General features: G+C 62.9%; 15 protein-coding genes and 1 pseudogene. 13 read left to right on the top strand and 3 right to left on the bottom strand.

Features of this window, described 5'->3' with window-relative positions; all coding sequences use genetic code 11:
• Nucleotides 1–42 precede the first annotated feature (42 nt).
• The 5 genes and pseudogenes from GGD61_RS24885 (at nucleotide 43) to GGD61_RS41465 (ending at nucleotide 6,053) form a co-directional block, all read left to right on the top strand.
• Nucleotides 43–1,890, top strand: a complete 1,848-nt coding sequence (locus GGD61_RS24885; protein WP_183231413.1) for a methanol/ethanol family PQQ-dependent dehydrogenase — start codon at nucleotides 43–45, stop codon at nucleotides 1,888–1,890.
• Nucleotides 1,874–2,731, top strand: a complete 858-nt coding sequence (locus GGD61_RS24880) for a substrate-binding domain-containing protein (RefSeq protein WP_183231412.1) — start codon at nucleotides 1,874–1,876, stop codon at nucleotides 2,729–2,731. The genes GGD61_RS24885 and GGD61_RS24880 overlap by 17 nt, the downstream gene beginning before the upstream one ends.
• Complete coding sequence (locus tag GGD61_RS24875; RefSeq protein ID WP_183231411.1) at nucleotides 2,731–3,366, top strand: cytochrome c; 636 nt, start codon at nucleotides 2,731–2,733, stop codon at nucleotides 3,364–3,366. Before GGD61_RS24880 ends, GGD61_RS24875 begins: the two co-directional genes overlap by 1 nt.
• A gap of 18 nt (nucleotides 3,367–3,384) precedes the next feature.
• Nucleotides 3,385–3,762 (top strand): cytochrome c family protein, encoded by a 378-nt coding sequence (locus tag GGD61_RS24870; protein ID WP_183231410.1) that lies wholly within the window; start codon nucleotides 3,385–3,387, stop codon nucleotides 3,760–3,762.
• A gap of 83 nt (nucleotides 3,763–3,845) precedes the next feature.
• A pseudogene (locus GGD61_RS41465) lies at nucleotides 3,846–6,053 on the top strand (PQQ-binding-like beta-propeller repeat protein).
• Here the strand turns inward: GGD61_RS41465 and GGD61_RS24860 are convergent.
• Nucleotides 6,038–7,840, bottom strand: coding sequence for an SDR family oxidoreductase (locus GGD61_RS24860; protein WP_183231409.1), 1,803 nt, complete (start codon nucleotides 7,838–7,840; stop codon nucleotides 6,038–6,040). The pseudogene GGD61_RS41465 and the gene GGD61_RS24860 sit on opposite strands and share 16 nt — an antisense overlap.
• Before the next feature lie 428 nt (nucleotides 7,841–8,268).
• Here GGD61_RS24860 and GGD61_RS24855 point away from each other — a divergent pair, with 428 nt between their 5' ends.
• Entirely contained in the window at nucleotides 8,269–9,051 is a 783-nt protein-coding gene (locus GGD61_RS24855; RefSeq protein ID WP_183231408.1) for a Crp/Fnr family transcriptional regulator, read from the top strand.
• A 6-nt stretch (nucleotides 9,052–9,057) separates the two neighbouring features.
• On the opposite strand, the gene GGD61_RS24850 is transcribed toward GGD61_RS24855, so the two are convergent.
• Nucleotides 9,058–9,972, bottom strand: coding sequence for a hypothetical protein (locus tag GGD61_RS24850; RefSeq protein ID WP_183231407.1), 915 nt, complete (start codon nucleotides 9,970–9,972; stop codon nucleotides 9,058–9,060).
• A gap of 14 nt (nucleotides 9,973–9,986) precedes the next feature.
• Complete coding sequence (locus GGD61_RS24845; RefSeq protein ID WP_183231406.1) at nucleotides 9,987–10,274, bottom strand: hypothetical protein; 288 nt, start codon at nucleotides 10,272–10,274, stop codon at nucleotides 9,987–9,989.
• A 327-nt stretch (nucleotides 10,275–10,601) separates the two neighbouring features.
• Here GGD61_RS24845 and GGD61_RS24840 point away from each other — a divergent pair, with 327 nt between their 5' ends.
• Genes GGD61_RS24840 through GGD61_RS24810 form a run of 7 tightly spaced genes read left to right on the top strand, consistent with a single transcriptional unit; the run spans nucleotide 10,602 to nucleotide 17,114 of the window.
• Entirely contained in the window at nucleotides 10,602–11,702 is a 1,101-nt protein-coding gene (locus GGD61_RS24840; protein WP_183231405.1) for an inositol-3-phosphate synthase, read from the top strand.
• Nucleotides 11,702–12,298, top strand: coding sequence for a histidine phosphatase family protein (locus tag GGD61_RS24835; protein ID WP_183231404.1), 597 nt, complete (start codon nucleotides 11,702–11,704; stop codon nucleotides 12,296–12,298). Before GGD61_RS24840 ends, GGD61_RS24835 begins: the two co-directional genes overlap by 1 nt.
• The gene (locus GGD61_RS24830) at nucleotides 12,295–13,398 is read left to right on the top strand and encodes a glycosyltransferase (RefSeq protein ID WP_183231403.1); all 1,104 of its coding nucleotides are present in this window, start codon (nucleotides 12,295–12,297) and stop codon (nucleotides 13,396–13,398) included. Before GGD61_RS24835 ends, GGD61_RS24830 begins: the two co-directional genes overlap by 4 nt.
• Nucleotides 13,399–13,400: 2 nt before the next feature.
• Entirely contained in the window at nucleotides 13,401–14,207 is an 807-nt protein-coding gene (locus tag GGD61_RS24825; protein ID WP_183231402.1) for a sugar phosphate nucleotidyltransferase, read from the top strand.
• Nucleotides 14,204–14,968 (top strand): TIGR04290 family methyltransferase, encoded by a 765-nt coding sequence (locus tag GGD61_RS24820; protein ID WP_183231401.1) that lies wholly within the window; start codon nucleotides 14,204–14,206, stop codon nucleotides 14,966–14,968. Before GGD61_RS24825 ends, GGD61_RS24820 begins: the two co-directional genes overlap by 4 nt.
• On the top strand, nucleotides 14,968–15,921 hold the full coding sequence (locus GGD61_RS24815; RefSeq protein ID WP_183231400.1) for a beta-xylosidase: 954 nt from the start codon (nucleotides 14,968–14,970) through the stop codon (nucleotides 15,919–15,921). The genes GGD61_RS24820 and GGD61_RS24815 overlap by 1 nt, the downstream gene beginning before the upstream one ends.
• A complete protein-coding gene (locus GGD61_RS24810) occupies nucleotides 15,909–17,114 on the top strand; it encodes a phosphopentomutase (RefSeq protein WP_183231399.1) in 1,206 nt (401 codons plus the stop codon). The genes GGD61_RS24815 and GGD61_RS24810 overlap by 13 nt, the downstream gene beginning before the upstream one ends.
• Nucleotides 17,115–17,252 lie beyond the last annotated feature (138 nt).

Genomic DNA, 17,252 nt, shown 5'->3' with positions numbered 1-17,252 from the left:
CAACGCGGCACGGCCTCGTCACTGCCGTGGAGATCTTCACTTATGTTAATGTCCGGCCTCAGGCGGTTGCTGTGGGGAATACCGACTACGCTCTGCGTGAGCCTTGCGTTGCTTTCACCCAGCCTTGCGCAGACTGATCTCGCCAGCCGCATGAAGGATCCCGGCCAATGGCCGATGGCTGCGCGCGACTACGCCAACACCCGTTATAGCGAGCTCGACCAGATCAACGCCAGCAACGCCTCAGGCCTGCGGCTCGCCTGGACGTTCTCCGTGGGGGTCGATCGCGGTCAGGAAGCGGCACCTCTCGTCGTCGACGGTACCATGTATGTGGTCAGCCCCTATGCGGGCCCGTACCCGAACCGCGTGTTCGCGCTGGATGCGACGACGGGCGAGCTGAAATGGTCGTATGCACCGAAGCCTGAACCCGCCGCAGCAGGCGTTGCCTGCTGCGACGTTGTCAATCGCGGGCTCGCTTTCGACAACGGTAAGATCTTCCTCAACACGCTGGACAACCACTCGGTCGCACTCGATGCCAAGACTGGCAAGGAGATCTGGCACACCAAACTGGGTGAGATCAACAAGGGCGAGACCATCACAATGGCGCCCGTCGTCGTGAAGGGCAAGGTCCTCATCGGTAACAGCGGCGGAGAGATGGGCGTCCGCGGGTGGGTCACCGCACTCGACGAGAACACCGGAGCCATAGCCTGGCGCGCCTATGCCACCGGCCCCGACAAGGACGTTTTGATCGGCGACGACTTCAAGCCGTTCTACGACAACCTCAAGGGCAAGGATCTCGGCGTCAAGAGCTGGCCTGCCGATCGATGGCAGGTCGGCGGCGCCACCATGTGGGGATGGATTTCCTATGACCCCGATCTCAACCTGATCTATTACGGCACGGCCAATCCCAGCCCGTGGAATGCGAACCAGCGCAGCGGCGACAATCTCTGGAGCACGACCATCTTTGCGCGGGATCCCGACAACGGGAATGCGAAATGGGCGTATCAGGTCAATCCGCACGATTTGTTCGACCATGACGAAATCAATGAGAACGTGCTGGTCGACCTCGAACTGAACGGCCAGCCGCGGAAGGTGCTGATTCACCCCGGCCGTAACGGCTACATGTACGTCATGGATCGCGCCACTGGCGAGGTGATCTCGGCGGACGCCTATGAGTTCGTCAACGCCTACAAGGGTGTCGACCTCAAGACCGGCAAGATCATCCCCAACGAGGAGAAGACCCCACTGGTCGGCAAGACGGTCGAGAACATCTGCCCGACCGCGCCTGGCGCGAAGGATTGGCAGCCGTCGGCCTGGTCACCCCGTACCAAGCTCCTGTACGTTCCGCATCAGCATCTCTGCATGAACTTCAAGGCGTCGCAGGTCGGCTACATTGCCGGTACGCCTTATGTCGGTGCCGATGTCGATATGTATGCCGGCCCGGGCGGCCATCGCGGCGAGTTCATGGCGTGGGATCCGGTCGCGCGCAAAAAGGTCTGGGAGATCCACGAGAAGCTGCCGGTCTGGAGCGGCGCGCTGGTGACGGCGGGTGATGTCGCGTTCTACGGAACGATGGACCGCCTGTTCAAGGCGGTGGACGCAAAAACAGGCAAATTGCTTTGGCAGTTTCGGGCAGGCTCCGGGTTCATCGGCCAACCGATCTCCTACCGCGGCTCGGATGGGCAGCAGTACATCGCAATCCTTTCGGGCGTCGGCGGCTGGCCTGGCGCGGTCGCGAATGCAGAAGTCGATCAGCGGGTGCGCAACGGCGCGCTCGGCTTCGCCGGTGCCATGCAGGACTTGCCGTTCTACACCGCAGGCGGCAGCGAGCTTCTGGTGTTCAAGCTCGGCGGCACCAGCAATCAGGACGGCAGCCATGCACCTCAGCAGTGATTGGGCCGCCCTCACTGTTGCTCTCGCTCTTGCCCTCGCCGGCTTGATCGGGATCGCCTCGCCGGCATCTGCCGCGCCGAATGGCGAGCTTCGTGTCTGCGCTGATCCGAACAATCTGCCATTTTCCAACAACACGGATGCGGGCTTCGAGAACAAGCTCGCCTCGATGGTGGCTGAGGCGTTGGGGCGGTCGGTATCCTACACCTGGTGGGCACAGCGTCGCGGTTTCGTCCGCAACACGCTCAAGGCCGACAAATGCGACGTCGTGATGGGCGTGCCTGCCGGTTATGAGCTTGTGGAGACCACAAAGCCCTATTATCGCTCGACCTATGTTTTCGTGAGCCGCAGGGACGAGCATCTCGATCTCTCGTCCCTGCTCGACCCCCGCCTGCATCGTCTGACGATCGGCATCCATCTTGTCGGCGACGACGGCAACAACCCGCCGCCGGCGCAGGCGCTTGGCCAACTCGGAATCGTCGACAATGTCCGGGGATACTCGATCTATGGCGATTATCGTCAGGCCGATCCGCCTGCGCGCCTGATCGAGGCGGTCGAACACGGCGAGATCGACGTCGCCGCCGCCTGGGGTCCGCTGGGCGGCTATTTCGCCGCGCATTCCAAGGTGCCGCTGTCGGTCGCCCCGATCCGGGACGGCGAACGCTTCGCACCTCAACAATTCCAGTTCGCCATTTCGATGGGCGTTCGCAAGGGCGACCACGCACTGCGCGACCAGCTGAACGCGTTCATCGACGCACATCGATCTGACATCGCTGCACTGTTGCGGAGCTACGGCGTACCTCTGTTCGACGAGCGCGTGACGGCCTCGGGAGGACACGAGTGATGTCTGCTTTACCAGTGCGCGCGAGCGCGTTATCGCTAATACTGGCGGTGGTGCCGAACACCGCAGTGCTCGCCCAGCAGACCCTGCCGCAATCCCAGGAGGCGCAGATGCCGACGCTGGCGCCGCGGCCGAACTTCGGCGGCAGCGTTGGCAACGGCAGGCCGAGTGTATTCATGCAGGTCCCCGTGACCACGTTGTTCCCGGGCGCACAGCCGGATCCGCCTGTGATCAAGAACCCGGTCCAGGGCGACCCCAATGCCGAGCAGCGCGGGATGACCTATTTCGTCAATTTCAATTGCGTCGGCTGCCATGCTCCGAATGGCGGCGGCGGCATGGGACCGGCGCTGAGCAACAACCTCTTCACATACGGCTCCCAGCCCGAGAACATCTATCTGTCGATCTATCAGGGTCGGCCCAATGGCATGCCGGCGTGGGGCGGCGTACTGCCCGACAGCGTGATCTGGGACCTCGTGACCTATATCGGCAAGATCAGCAACGAGCCAAGCCGGCAATGGGGCCGCACCTTCTCGGCAAATCCCCTGTCGCCTGAGGTGGAGCAGGTCCCGAGCGAGCAGGTCTCGACGACCGATCCATGGTCTGCCACCAAGACCTTCAACTTCGGCCAAAAGCCCTGATGGAGTGCGGAGCAGCCGATGGTCCGTCCAACGACACGATTGCTAATCGTCGCGCTGCTCGCCGTGACTGCCGCTGCCTGCGAGCCGGGCAAGGCCGCCGGCCCCGATAATTTCACCGGGGATGCGCGCCGTGGCAGCGACCTCGTCAAGCAATATCAATGCGGCAGCTGTCATGACATTCCCGGCATTGCTGGTGCCGACGGCAATGTCGGCCCGCCTCTGCACCGGATCGGCACGCGCACCTACATCGCCGGCTATATCCAGAACTCGCCGGACAACATGGCCGACTGGATCGAAGATCCGCAGCGCGCGTTGCCGGGCAACGCCATGCCCAGGATTGGCATTCCGCAGAAGGACGCGCGCGACATCGCGGCGTTTCTCTATACGCTGAAGTAGACCATATGAACTCCACATCCCCTTCTGCAAACTTGTTCCGTGATACGCCGTTGCTGGCCATCACCATTGTGGTCGTCGCCATCATGGGAGTTGGTCTCGTTGCCGGTGGTGCGTGGCTCACGGCGCTTGGCGGCTCCGTCTACTATCTCGTTGCCGGCATCACTCACGAGCTGGCTGCTCGCGCGCCGGCGTGCCGAGGCGATCTGGGTCTATGCCGCGCTGCTGCTCGGCACCTTGGCGTGGGCGATCTGGGAAGCCGGGCTGGATTTCTGGTCGCTCGCGCCGCGCGGCGACGTGCTTGCACCACTGGGCGTCTGGCTGCTGTTGCCGTTCATCGCGGGCCGCCTGATACCGCGGATGCGGACCGCGCGATGGGCGCTCGGCCTGGTGCTAATCGTGGCCGCCGGCGTGCTCGCTTTCTCCCTGGCGCGCGATCGTCACGACCTTGCGGGCACCATCGCGGACAGCGCAACGACCGGCGCCGTATGCCTCATCCGAAGCAGCCCCGCTCACCGCCGGCGAGGACTGGACGGCTTATGGCGGCAGCGGTTGCTATTCACAGGGGTCCTGATGATCCCGACGAGATCACCAACCAGGCAACGCCGCTCAAGATCGGTGACCTGCTCTACACCTGCTCGCCGCACCAGATCGTGTTCGCGCTCGATGGCGACCGGCCAGTTGCGCTGGAAGTTCGATCCACAGGTCCAGCACAAGGGCCTTCCAGCACATGACCTGCCGCGGCGTGTCCTATCACGCTACGAAGCCTGTCGCCGTGACGGCCAACGGCGCCACGGCGCCAGGCGATTGTCCGGAACGCATCTTCGTGCCGACCTGACGGCCGGATATTTGCGCTGGATGCCCAGAGTGGCTTGCCTTGTGCCAGCTTCGGCGATCATGGGCAGATCGACCTCAAGGAAGGTAGCGAGGTCCGGGCGCTCGGCTTCAACGAGGGCACCTCGCCGCCTGTCGTGACCGACAAGGTGCTGATCGTCGGTGGTGCCGTCATCGACAATTATTCCGACGAGGTCCCGTCAGGCGTGATCCGCAGCTTCGACATCTATTCGGGGCGGCTGATCTGGGCCTTCGACGCCGGCAATCCCGATCTAACGAGATGCCGTCGGCCTCACACCATTTCACGGCGGGCTCGCCAAATTCGTGGAGCATCTCCTCGGTCGATGAAAATCTCGGGCTCGTCTATGTCCCGCTCGGCTCGAGCTCTCCGGATATCTGGGGCGGTGGCCGTTCGCCTGACAAGGAGCGTTACGATTCAGCGCTGATCGCACTCGACATCGCGGACCGGGAAGCTGCGCTGGTCATTCCAGAACGTGCATCACGATCTCTGGGACATGGACATGCCCTCGCAGCCGAGCCTGGTCGATCTCCGTTCGAATGGCGGCACCACGCCCGCGATCTACATTCCGGCGAAGACCGGCGACATCTTCGTGCTCGACCGCCGCGACGGGCATCAGCTGGTGCCCGCGCCGGAGAAGCCGGTGCCGCAGGGCGCCGCGCCGGCGACAGGCTGTCCTCCCACCCAACCCTTCTCGGGGCTGAGCTTCCGTCCGCCCGGCGTGCTGACGGACGCGCAGATGTGGGGCAGCACGATGTTCGACCAGCTGCCGCATCACATTCAAGCGCCTCCGCTACGAAGGACGGTTCACGCCACCCTCGGAGCAAGGCACCCTGGTGTTCCCCGGCGATTTCGGCAGGTTCGACTGGGGCGGCATCGCGGTCGACCCGCAGCGCCAATCGCCATCGCTAATCCGCAATCCATTCCCTTCGTCTCGCGCCTCGTGCCGCGCGGGAAGGACAATCCCGCCGCGCCGAACGCGGCGCATCCACTTGGCACCGAGTTCGGCGTACAGCCGATGTACGGCGCACCCTACGGCGTCGATCTCGGCATTTTCCTGTCGCCGCTCGGCATCCCCTGCCTTGCCCCGCCCTGGGGCAATATCGCCGCCATTGACCTCAAGACGCACAAGGTGGTGTGGCAGCACCGCATCGGCATGATCCGCGATCAGGCCCCGCTCCCGCTGCCGTTCAAGCTCGGGGTTCCCATGCTGGGCGGACCGACCGTGACCGCGAGCGGCGTCGTCTTTATCACGGGGACGATGGACGACTACATCAGGGCTTTCGACGTTCGCGACGGCAAGCAGCTCTGGAGGATCGCCTTCCCGTCGGTGGCCAATCCATGCCGATGACGTATGAGGCAGGCGGCAAGCAATATGTCGTGACGGTCGATGGCGGGCACCAAGCTCGGCGACGACGTGCGGGCCTACGCGCTGCCATGATGCCCGTCGGTACGATGCGTGTATGCTCGGCGACCTCTTATCCTGCTCTGCCGGCGCGGACGAGCAACTGCCAAGGCTACGAAGGCCGCACACGCTGCTATTCCAAGCACAGCTAGCCCTGTGCTGATGACCCCAGCCGGCGGAAGCTGCTTCCGCGCCAGCCAACCTCCGTCGACCGACGCGCCCGGCGGAGACGCCTCGATCATGCTTCCCTCGCTGATCGGAGCCCGTCGCGCGCGCGACAAGAGAAACCGGAAGGCGCCTCCCAGCAAATCCTCGGTCAGCTTCGGCGCCACGGCGTAGGCCATCTGACCGGCACGGGCCGGCCACCCGACGGCCATTTCATCGCGCGGCGCGCTAACCAGGTTCAAAAAGGTCTGGGCAACGTCTTCGGACTGGTACAACAACGGGCCCGGATCGAGCCTCTTCCCGGACATGTTGGCGCCGTGGACGAATCCCGGCGTATCCACCATCGCCGGGAACACACCGCAGACGTGGATGTGAGGATGTGCCCCGAGCTCCTGCCGCAGGCTTGCCGTGAATCCCCGCAGGCCGAACTTGCTGGCAGTATAGGCCGCAGCGAACGGTGTCGGCGCCCATCCCCCAAGCGAGATATTGTTGATCAGGATGCCTCGCTTCTGGCGCAGGAAGATCGGAAGGACTGCGAAGGCGCCGTGCATGGCTCCCAGCAGATTGACCTCAACAGTCCGGCGATGAAGTGCAAGATCGGCATCCTGGTAGGCGCCGAACACACCCGTGCCGGCATTGTTGATCCAGACGTCTATCCCGCCGAAGGCGTCCTCCGCGCGCCTGGCCAGTCGCTGCACCGCCTCGGCATCGCTGACGTCGGTCGGGACTTCCACGGCGCGGCCTCCCAGCGCCTCGCACTCCGCCGCTAGGCCACTCAGGACCTCGCCGCGCCGCGCGGCGAGCGCCACGCTCGCCCCTTCCCGCGCAAATGCCAGCGCCGCAGCCCGGCCTATTCCGCTGGATGCCCCCGTAATGACCACGCGCGTGCCTGCCATTGACCGGGTTGGCGATCGCGAAGTGCTCCTAGGAAGCAGCCATCGCAGTGACCGGCTGAGACGTTGTGTGCCGCCGGTTTCGAACCAGTCGCCGTGGGCAAAAATGACCCGCTCGGGCGCAAGGCCCACGAGCCGCTCTGCCGCGGCTTGGACGGAACGGCCGCCCAAGCGCAACGACATCCGCAAATAGATCGGTGCCATCCCGACCGGCTTGGCGATGCCAAGCAGGCTTGCGGCGGCCTGATTTGAGGGAGGAAGATGATGAGGATCGAGATTTTGCACGAGATCCGTCAGGATCAATGTGCGGCTCCGTTTGTCGAATATCTCCACCTCGGAAAACATCGGGGCCTGCAACGGGACGGTCTCGAGCTCGACCGCCCACTCTTCAGGGGTGGTCTCGCCGAGTTCGCGATCGATGCGAAGGCCGGCCTCGCGTGCCTGCCTCCGCGCCGAAAGTCCGCGCGCCGCGAAGGTCCGTGCTTGCGGCAACTCTCTCTGCCAAGCAGGCAAAAACGTCCAATGCGCAACGTTCGGCGCCATAAAATATTCGATCGAACCCAGACGTTCCAGCTCATCGCGCAGAGCTCGCGAATATCTCACCGGCGAGTGCAGGATAAGGTCGCCGTTCGACAACCGGATGACCGTCATGCGAACAGGCAGGCGCAAGCCCGCTGCACTGATGGGTGCATCGTCGGCGATCCAGATGTCGTCCGTGGCCCTCGTCAGGGTAGCAGTCAGTGGGGCGGCATCAACTTCGTGCATGAGCGTCTTCCGATGGAGACCTTGCTCAAATCCCCGGATAGGACGCTCGTTCCTCTCACCTTTACCTCCGCGCGACGGAGGCTTCGGACAAAGCCCTGGAACCGGCCTGCCTGAGCACGGCGCGCAAAAGCGTCGTATCGGTGTCGAACACCGAAGCCGCCTCCAGCTGAAAGACCCCAGACTAAGGCAACGGGGACGGCGGGAGATTCAACATTGTTAAAGATCGAGCGAGACCCGTAGATTAATTTTCGCGCGGTTTGCAGCGGCCTCCTAGTGTGATCTCCTTTCAGTGGGAACATTGAAGATCGTCGAAGGTCGGTTTGTATCCGTCGATGCATACGCATAGATCGATAGACGTATCACAGGTTATTGCCTGCCCTTTTCCATTTGAGTCAGAGTTGGTGGAGGCGCGGGCGATCGGAAGACCAATGCAGACTGGATTTGCCTTTTCCAGGCTCGCCGATCACCTGGCGAGTCTCGGTGACGTGACCGCCGACGATCTCGATCTGCTGGCAGAGATGCCGAGCACGATCGCGCACCTCGATTCACATCAGCCGATCCTGCGCCACGGCGACGCCAGCCATCAATGCTGCGTGCTGCTCCAGGGTTATCTGTCCTGGCAGGATGTCCAGCGAGCAAACGGGCAGATCACATCGATCTCTGTGCCCGGCGACATCGCTGACCTCCAGACACTCTACCGGCCCCGCATCAACGGCAACCTCATTGCGCTCGGCCCCGCCGTTGTCGCGCTCGTGCCACATCGCTTCTTCCGCGAGCTATCAGCTCGCTCGCCTGCGTTGTCGCGTACCCTGCTGATGATGCTGGTTCGTGACCACGCCATACAGCGCAACTGGACCATCAATCTCGGCAGCCGGGATGCCTTGACACGAGTGGCCCACCTGCTCTGCGAGATCACCACGCGACTGCAAAATGTCGGGCTCGCCAAGGATTTGAGGTTGTCTTCGCCCTTCACCCAATCCGACCTCGCCGCGGCCTGCGGCATCTCTCCCGTCCACGCCAACCGCACCATCCAGGAGCTACGGCAGGGCAACCTGTTGCAATGGCAGGGCAAGACTCTGATGATTACGGACTGGCCGGGGCTGATTCGGCTGGCGGGCTTCGAGCCCGACTATCTTGGCATCCGGCCGCGCGATCAAAGCGGGCGGCCAGCCCAATTGGACTCGGCTAAAGCCGCCGTCGTGCCGGCATGACGGTATTTATGCGACCGTTTGCTTGCAATTCGCACGCCCCCGCAATGCTTCGGCCACCTCAGAGATGACAGCGCCCCAGTCGCCGGGCGCCTTTTGTTGAAACAACCGCAAGCTCGGATACCAAAGTGAGCGGCATCCTGATGACGGCCACCGCCAGTCACAGTCGGCGTGCAGCAGCACCCAGGCCTCGCATCCGAGTGCGCCCGCGAGATGTGCGACCATGGTATCCACGCAAATGGCCAGATCGAGCTGGCACAGAAGATGGCCGAGGGTCGGGATGTCCGGCATACTGATGTCGCACGCGCCGATCCGGATGAGATCTTCAGCCGGCGCATCCCTCTGAAGCGAGTGAAGCGCTACGCCAGGGACAGCGAGATGTCGCAGCATTGCGGGCGGAATCGCCCGTCGCTTGTCCCATTGGCCAACTTCCCAGACCAGGCCGACGGCCAGAACTTCGCCGTCGACTGAAACAGGCGTGCTCCTCGCCGGCAGGGCCAAATATGGCGCGGGTATCTCGACTTGCTCTCGCCCGACCTTGAGAGCGTGCGGTACCTCCATAATCTCTATATCCACCTCGAAATCTATTTCGGGCGTCCCCTCATGGAGCGCAAGTGCGCGATCGACGCCTGTCGTGCACTCCACCAGCGGCAACAGTCCGGCCTGACACCAGACCGTGACGCTGCGCGCCAAGTCGCGGAGAGGCTGCATGAAGCGCAGAAACTGGAGGGTGTCGCCGAGCCCGTGGTAGCAGCGCACCAGCACGTGCCTGTCCGTGAGCGGCTCTCCACGCCAGATTCGCTGGAGATGACGCGGGCCGGTGTGCTTTGGCGGATATGCCAGCACTGCCAGATCGCGGTCGTTGATGGCCCAGGCGCGCGCGAAATCGCCCGCGCGCATCGCCTCCACCCAGTCGTTCGCCATCGCCGGCGATCCGGCTAGCGGCGAACGAATTTGTGGAAACGGCTCAACTCGCCGTCGCTGGTCCGGTCCTGGTGCAGGAAGGCAATATCAGCCTGATCGAATTTCTCGAAGAATTCGTCCCAGCCGATACGGTCGAGTCCCTCATCCGGCGGATCGAAATCGATACGCAGGATGCCGGCATGCCCGTCCTCCTCGGTTGCCTTGACCGTCGCCGGCTGGCCACTGCGCTCATCCACCCATTTGCGGATCGCGGCGTGGTCGGTGGTCTGCTGGGCTTCGCTGCTCTGGGTTTTGGATGTCATGCGGCACCTCGCGTGTTGGTAGGTCCGGCAATGTCATAGCATCGAACCATCTGCCGTGAAACGCGGGTCGGCAAGATTTGTTCTTTACGGCACGACACGGGTGATGCGAGACGACCTGCATCATCTTCTTCATCTTCATCCAAGATGATCTTCGTTCCTTTCATGCAGCCCCGGATTCTATCCCAGGTTAAGCCCACTGCATTTTTCTTGCTTGGAATCGATCCGCGCGCAGGCATAGCGACTCCAACGCAGGAACGAACATACCTTCCGGCACGTTCACCGACCTACTTACGCTGACGCCACGCGTTCTTCCGGAGGTTTTCGTCCATGCACTCCCGTCTTCAGGACAGGCGCCGCGTACGCGTCGGTATCGTCGGCGTCGGCAACTGCGCAAGCTCTTTCGTCCAAGGTCTCACCTACTATCGGAACGCCAAGTCCAATGAGCCAGTGCCCGGCCTGATGAATGTCGACCTCGGCGGGTACCACATCAACGATATCCAGATCGCATCGGCCTTCGACGTCAACGCCAGCAAGGTCGGGCGCGACGTCGCCGATGCCATCTTTGCCAAGCCAAACAACACGCATCGCTTCGCTGATGTTGATCAGACTGGCGTGGTGGTTCAACGTGGTCCGGTGATGGACGGCATCGGTCATTATCTCGAAGATGACGTTCCGGTCGCTGACGTGCCGGAGGCCGATGTTTCGGAAGTCCTGACGATGTCGCGCACCGACGTTCTGGTGTCCTACCTGCCCGTCGGCTCACAGCGCGCAAGCGAATGGTATGCGGCACGCGCTATCGAAGCCGGCTGCGGTTACGTCAATTGCATCCCTGTCTTCATCGCCTCAAATCCGGACTGGCGGCGGCGGTTCGACGATGCCGGCCTTCCGATCATCGGCGACGACATCAAGAGCCAGATCGGCGCGACTATCCTGCACCGCGTGCTTGCCAATCTGTTTCGCGACCGCGGCGTGCGGCTGGACCGCACATATCAGCTTAATGTCGGCGGCAACACCGATTTCAAGAACATGCTGGAACGCGAGCGGCTGACTTCGAAGAAGATATCCAAGACCCAGGCGGTCACCAGCCAATTCGACGTCCCGATGGATCCCGACAACATTCACGTCGGGCCGAGCGACCACGTACCCTGGCTGACCGATCGCAAGCTCGCCTTCATCCGGCTCGAAGGCACGACGTTCGGCGGCGTGCCGCTGAGCGCCGAGGTCAAGCTCGAAGTGTGGGACTCACCGAACTCGGCGGGCGTCGTGATCGACGCGGTCCGCTGCGCAAAACTCGCCATGGACCGCGGCCAGGGCGGCGCCCTGATCGGTCCTTCGAGCTATTTCATGAAGTCGCCGCCGCAGCAGTTCACCGACGAAGAGGCTGGACGGCGGACGCGCGCCTTCATCGATGACAAGGCATACAGCTAATGGTCGGGATCATCCATCTTGTCCGCCATGGTCACCATGCCCTGCTCGGCCACACGTTGTGCGGCCGGATGAACGGCGTCACACTTGATGACATCGGTTGCGAGGAAGTCGCTCATTGTGCGACCAACGTCAGTCCGCAGCCTGCCTTGATCCAGTCGAGCCCGCAGCGGCGCTGCATGCAATCGGCATCCATTCTTGCAGCGCACTTCGGATCGCCGATCGAGATCGTCCCCGCGCTCGACGAGCTCGACTATGGCGAATGGACCGGACGATCGTTCGAGGAACTCGGCCGGGACCCGCGATGGTCACGCTGGAACAGGCGGCGCGGCAGCACCCGCCCACCCGGAGGCGAGAGCATGCGGTCGCTCCAGAAGCGTGTCGTCGATCATTTGGAGCAACTGCGCAACGACCATTCGACTGGCGCCGTCATCGCCGTCAGTCATGCCGAGCCGATTCGTGCGGCGCTGCTGCATTACGCACGCAGGCGTCTTGACGACTTCCTCTCGATAGAGATCGATCCATCCAGCATCAGCACTCTAAGCGCTGACAGAGGCGGGTTCAGGATTACCGGGATCAACCAGCGGGTGCCGGCGTGAAGATCGTCATTTTTGGACTGACGATCTCGTCCTCCTGGGGCAACGGCCACGCCACACTCTGGCGCGGCCTCTGCAAGCATCTGACGCGTCTCGGCCACACCGTTGTCTTTTACGAGCGCGACGTGCCCTATTATGCCGGCGCCCGGGACTACAATGAATTGCCGGGCGGCCAACTGCGGCTGTTCTCGAATTGGGAGGAGACCCGCTCCCTCGCCCGCAGTGACATAGGAGATGCCGATATCGCGATCGTGACGTCCTACTGTCCTGATGCAATTGCGTCGACCGATCTGATCATATCGGAAGGGCGCGCCGTTCCCGTCTTCTATGATCTGGACACTCCGATCACGTTGGCGCGGCTCATGGCAGGAGCGTCCGTTCCTTATATCGGGCCGCGAGGTCTACGTGATTTCCCGCTCGTCCTCAGCTTCACGGGCGGACCGCGCGTTATCCACGAATTCCGTGAGCGGCTCGGCGCGCGCGACATCCGCCCGCTATACGGCCACGTTGATAGCGATATTCATCGGCCCGTGCCGCCTCAACCGCACTACCGCGCGGATCTGTCCTATCTCGGCACCTATTCCGAAGACCGCCAGCGCGGGGTCGAAGCCCTATTCGTCGAGCCGGCACGAGCGCGGCAAGACCTGCGTTTCCTAATCGGCGGAGCGCAATATCCTGACGACTTTCCGTGGTCGCCAAACATCTACTTCGTGCAGCATCTGCCGCCGTCGGAGCATGCGCCGTTCTTCGCGTCCTCGCGCCTCACCCTCAACGTCACGCGCAAAGCCATGGCTGAAATGGGCTGGTGCCCCTCCGGCCGTCTGTTCGAGGCCGCGGCCTGCGGTGTCCCGCTCCTGAGCGACGACTGGCGGGGCATCGAAGAGTTCTTCACGCCCGGCAGGGAGATCCTGATCGCGCGCGGCGCACAGGACGCCCTGGCCGCGCTGGCGATGTCGGGCGCCGAGCTCCAAACCATCGCCAGATACGCCTATGAGCGGACAATGGATCAGCACACATCCGATAAACGCGCGCGTGAGTTGGTGTCGCTGCTGGAGCAGGCGTCATCCAGCCGCGCGGATCGGCAGCAATCCGAGGAGGCCTGATCATGTGGGGCATCGTTCCGGCCGCGGGCCGCGGCAGCCGCATCCAGCCACTGGCCTTCTCCAAGGAACTGCTGCCTGTCGGCAGCCGGCGCGACGACGGCACGGAGCGTCCCTGCGCCGTCTCCGAATATCTGCTGGAACGCATGATCCTCGGTGGCGCGGACAAGATCTGCTTCGTGATCTCGCCGGGAAAATCCGACATTCTGGAATATTTCGGCGATCATTATGGCAGTGCCCAGCTCGCTTATGTCGTCCAGCCCGACGCATCCGGCCTATGTGATGCCGTCTTCAGGGCCGGTACCGTGGTTGGCCAAGAGGAGGACATCGTCGTCGGCCTGCCCGACACCGTGTGGTTTCCAAAAGTCGCCTTGCGGGCGCTGCCCGAGACCCACCTCTCCTTTCTGCTCTTCCCCGTCGAGCGTCCGGAATTCTTCGACGCCGTCTTGCTCGACGGCGACAGCGTGCGGGAGATCCAGGTCAAGCAACCGAACCCGACATCGCGATGGATCTGGGGCGCATTCAGGATGTCCGCCCACGGCTTTCGCGAACTGCACGCACTCTGGATCGACCGGGACAAGCGGGACGAATATTTCGGCACGTTGGTCAATGCTTATCTCCAGGCCGGCGGCAGTGGCATCGGGATCAAGGCAGGCGAGTCCTATGTCGATGTCGGGACCGTCGGCGGCTATCGCACGGCAATGGCGCTCCTTGCGGAGAGCACAGGCGCCGACAGTCGATCCAGATTGCGGGCTGGTGCCGCGGATGGAACTCGACCGATCGCTGCAATGGAGAAAGGAGCGCCTGCATGACGAGAGCGCTACTCACGCGCGAGGAAATTCGCAGGCGCATCCACGCGCTCGGGCCGTGGTTTCACAATCTCGACCTCAACGGTGTGCCGACCGCCCCCACCCACTTCCTGGGCGACTATCCCAACGTGAAATGGCGCCGCTTCGCGGGAATCATACCGGACCGGCTCGACGGCAAGAGCGTACTCGACATCGGCTGCAACGCCGGCTTCTACGCCATGGAGATGAAACGGCGCGGCGCCGAGCGCGTGCTGGGGCTCGACACAGATGAGGAGTATCTGGCGCAGGCGCGCTTCGCCGCCGAGGTGAACGGCCTCAGGATCGAATTCCGCCAGATGTCGGCCTACGACGTCGGGCAGCTCCGCGAGAAATTCGATCTCGTGATCTTCATGGGCGTGCTCTATCACCTGCGTCATCCGCTGCTGGCGCTGGATCTCATCCACGAGCACGTCGCCAACGAGCTCCTGCTGTTCCAGTCGATGCAGCGCGGCGACAGCCATGTCGACGCGATCGACAACAATTACGATTTCTGGACCACCGACCAGTTCGATTCCGCCGGCTATCCCAAGCTGCACTTCATCGAGCACAAATATGCCGACGACCCCACCAATTGGTGGGTGCCGAACCGGGCCTGCGTTGAGGCCATGCTGCGCAGCGCCGGCTTCGCGATCACCGCCCACCCGGAGGAGGAGGTCTATCTCTGCAGGCGAAGCGATCGGCCTCAAATCGACGGCCCCGTCTATCCATCCCGGAGTACTAGCTGATGATCGAGGCCGCCAAGATCTGGAACGAGCCGAACAACAAATCACATTGGGATCTTCAGATCGATCCGGATTGGTCCATGTTCGCGGACCTCGCCATTGCGGCCGGCAAGGCGATCCGCAGTACGCGGCCCGCGCTGCCCATCGTGCTCGGCGGCATCTCGCCGATCGACCCTTCCTTCATCCGCAACATGCAGAGCCGAGGCGTGCTCGACCATTTCGATGCGGTCGCCGTACACGGCTTTCCGCTCGACTGGAACCTGTGGCAGATCGGCGAGTGGCCGGCCAAGATTGAGGAGATCAAGGCGGTCACCGCACTTCCCGTCTGGGTCACCGAGGTCGGCGTCTCCTCGTTCGGCGCCGAAGAGGTGCAGGCCTGGGGCCTGTCGCGCACCGCCGAGCTCCTAATCGGCCGCGCGCCGCGCATTCACTGGTACAGCCTTTATGACCTTCCCTCCGCATGGGAAGCCACGACGCGGCACAAGGAAGCTGAGGGCTCGTCCTATTACAGGCATTTCCACATGGGCCTGCTGCGCGAGGATGGCACGCCGAAGGCTGCCGCCGATCTGTTCGGCGCCTATGCCCCGGCAATTGGGCTGTGCCAGTGGTTTCACTTTGAGGATCACCGCCTCGACGATGCCGTGCAATGGATGCGCCGTCTCGGCGTGACCCATCTCAGGACTGGCCTGTCATGGGCTGACAGTTTCCGTCCGAATGCGTTAGATTGGTTCGACCGCCAGATGGAGGCGCTGGCGGAATTTCAGGTCACCGTCACGTTCTGCTTCACGCCCGAGCATCGAGGCATCGAGCCGCATCACACCAGCCCACCGCTCGATGTCAATGAATTCGCCGATTTCTGCACATCGATGGTCGATCGTTACTGCTCGAAAATCCGTCTTGCCGCCTCGCCAGCACCGGCCGATCCTCCCATCAGAGAGCCAACATGCGTGCCCTGATCCTAGTCATGGACTCCGTCGGCATCGGCGGTGCGCCGGATGCCGCACGCTATGGCGACGATGGCGCGGACACCGTCGGTCACATCGCGGACGCCTGCGCTGCCGGGCGGGCCGACAGCAACGCGCGCGAGGGTCCGCTCCAGCTGCCCAATCTCGTCATGCTGGGTCTTGGCCAAGCCTGCGGCCTCGCTAACGGTCGCGTGCCGCCGGGCCTGGACGGTCCGGTCGAGCACCGGCAATTTGGCTGCGCAAGCGAAATCTCGAAGGGCAAGGATACACCGTCGGGCCATTGGGAGATCTCCGGAGTGCCGGTCCCGTTCGAATGGGGCTATTTCCCCCGAACCAAGCCCTGCTTTCCCGCGGATCTGACGAACGCATTGTGCGATCAGGCCGGGCTACCCGGGATCCACGGAGATTGCCACGCGTCCGGTACAGAGATCATCGCCGCGTTCGGCGAGCGCCACATGCGAACGGGAATGCCGATCTGCTACACCTCAACCGACAGCGTGTTCCAGATCGCAGCGCATGAGCAGACTTTCGGCCTCGAACGTCTTTACGAGATTTGCGCAATCACAAGACGACTGATCGACCCCCTCAACATCGGCCGCGTCATTGCCCGCCCTTTCGTCGGCACAAGCGCGAGCGACTTCAAGCGGACGGCGCACCGGCGCGATTTTTCCGTGCCGCCCCCTGAAAATACCATCCTCGACAACGCCGCAAGCGCCGGCCGTGACATTGTGACCATCGGCAAGATCGACGACATCTTTGCTCATCGCGCGACCGGGCGAAACTTGCGTGGCGATGGCAACATGGCGCTCTTCGATGCCACACTGAAGGGACTGGCGAAGCTTGCGGATGGCGGATTGCTGTTCGCCAACTTCATTGACTTCGACACGCTCTACGGCCACCGCCGCGACGTTACCGGCTATGCCACGGCACTCGAAGCCTTCGACGATCGCCTACCCGAACTATTGTCCCGATTGCGCAGCGATGATCTTCTCATTATCACCGCGGATCACGGCTGCGATCCCACCTGGAGCGGCACCAATCACACCCGCGAGCAGGTGCCAATCCTGGCCTGGACGACGCAATCTTCTTCTCTTGTCGGCCGCCGCGCCGGCTTTGCCGATATCGGCGCCACCGCGGCAAGTCATCTTGACCTGCCCCAGCCGCTTCACGGCACGCATTTCTAGCCGTCGTCAGTCCGCCGATTCACCTGGGTTATTGATCCAGGTTAGAGAAATATTCGTTTGTACATTTTCGAGGAACGAACATTCCTCGCATCGCTTCTGACTCCAAACGTGACTGGCGCGCAGGTCATTGGACCAGTC

The sequence above is a fragment of the Bradyrhizobium sp. SBR1B genome (assembly GCF_014198205.1).
Lineage (GTDB): Bacteria > Pseudomonadota > Alphaproteobacteria > Rhizobiales > Xanthobacteraceae > Bradyrhizobium.
The sequence above is the reverse complement of the archived record's forward strand: the minus strand, read 5'-3'. Positions and strand labels throughout refer to the sequence as shown.